Here is a 1574-nt window from a genome sequence, read left to right on the forward strand (position 1 = left end):
ACACCGCCGCGTGCGTCGGTCATCGTCTGCGGGCGGCCACACAGAGCCGGATTGACGCTGCAGCCTGGCGTCAGGGTGGAGCTTGCAACCGTATTGGCCAATCCCGCCCCGGCCTTGGCGATCCCCGTAACCGACAACAGATCGCCGCGCCCGCTCCATCTATACTGCTGTGCGTTTCCCTCCGGGTAGATCGCCTTGAACAGGCGAAACTCGGGCGAGTAAAGATAGCTCGTTGACTGGTTCAGATGGTTCTTCACCGACGTCACCCGCATGATGCGATGGTCGGTCACTCCCAGATCAACCTGAGTGGAGTTGAAGGTCACCACGGTGTTCTCGCTAAGAGGATTGCGCACAGTCGTCGTACTGGTTTCCTCTACGGGGGGCGGCGTGAGCACCGGCGGCGGGTCATAGGTGTAAGCCCACCTTCCCGCTCCGTCATGGACCGATGCGATGCGTCCGTCGGTCATGTCGTAAGTAAAGGTGATGTTCTGGCCGCCGGAGTTGGTTGGGCGACGGACGCCGTACAGCCATCCGCCCGAAAATAGCAGCCGCGTCGTGCGCCCCAAGGCGTCGGTGACGCTTTTCTCGGTCGAGGTCTGGGCGAAAGTCAGGGTCGGCCAAGCTTGCGAGAAGGCGCACATGTTGGCGGTCGGCGCGCAGGCGTCGACGGCGTTGTTGAGCGCCGTGACCTTGATTATTCGGCGCCAATCGGTGTTCCAAGTGTCGGAAGCGTACTGGAAATGGATCTGATAGCCGAGATTGTTCGTCACCGACTGGATGCGCCGGGCAGGAAACCCGTTCGTCATCGTCACTGACGTATAGGTGAAGATCAGCCTCTCGCCGTTGGGACGGGTCAGCGAACTGATCAGGCCCTTGTTGGCCACAAAGGGACTGTAGGTGACACCGCCGAGAAACTCGGCAACCGAACCGTCCAGCGCCGTATAGGTGAAGACGGCGCCGGTCCGTGCGAGCGTGCCGTCCCCATCCACAACGCTGTAAGCGCCGTTGTCCGGCAGGAAGAGGGCGGATGCGCCCATCACCGTCACACTATATTTGAGGCCCCGCGCAGGCGGGCCGATGAACGGCTCTTCGACCACCATGCCGGCGGTGCTATTGCGCCATTCGCCCACGCTCGTATCAAATGTCGCCGAATAGCTCAGCCCGCCTTGACCGAGTGTGCCAATCGAAATCACCGATGTACTGTAGTTATAGCTTCCGGAATATAGATTCACGCCATTGGCGTCGGTCGGATTGAAGCTATCAGGCGGCGGAATCTGCGGTGCCCCCTGCGCTTGGGCCCCACCGGCCGCCAGGGCAGTGACCAACGCGGCAACACAAAACCGAATCTGACGCCCGCGCCAGACACTGGAGCCCCGCAATGCGAACATCCGTGCTTGTGCGAAAATCACCCATCTCATCCTATTGCTCCCCATGCCGCCGCGCCTCAGAAACACCCGGGCGGGGGCGCCATCGCCTCATCCACGAGGGAAGCCGTTAGGCAGTCAGGATCCTGCTCCTGCACAAAGACGGTGACCGCTCCTGTAGCGGTCCCTCCAGCACCGTCAGATGCTGTA

General features: G+C 61.5%; 1 protein-coding gene. It reads right to left on the bottom strand.

All coding sequences use genetic code 11. The features are described 5' to 3' along the window. The coding region (locus tag HX774_RS18785; protein ID WP_218650527.1) for a hypothetical protein at positions 1-1409 on the bottom strand (1409 nt) is incomplete at its 3' end. Positions 1410-1574 lie beyond the last annotated feature (165 nt).

Origin of the sequence: Brevundimonas sp. P7753 (assembly GCF_013386595.1) — a bacterium.
Lineage (GTDB): Bacteria > Pseudomonadota > Alphaproteobacteria > Caulobacterales > Caulobacteraceae > Brevundimonas > Brevundimonas bullata.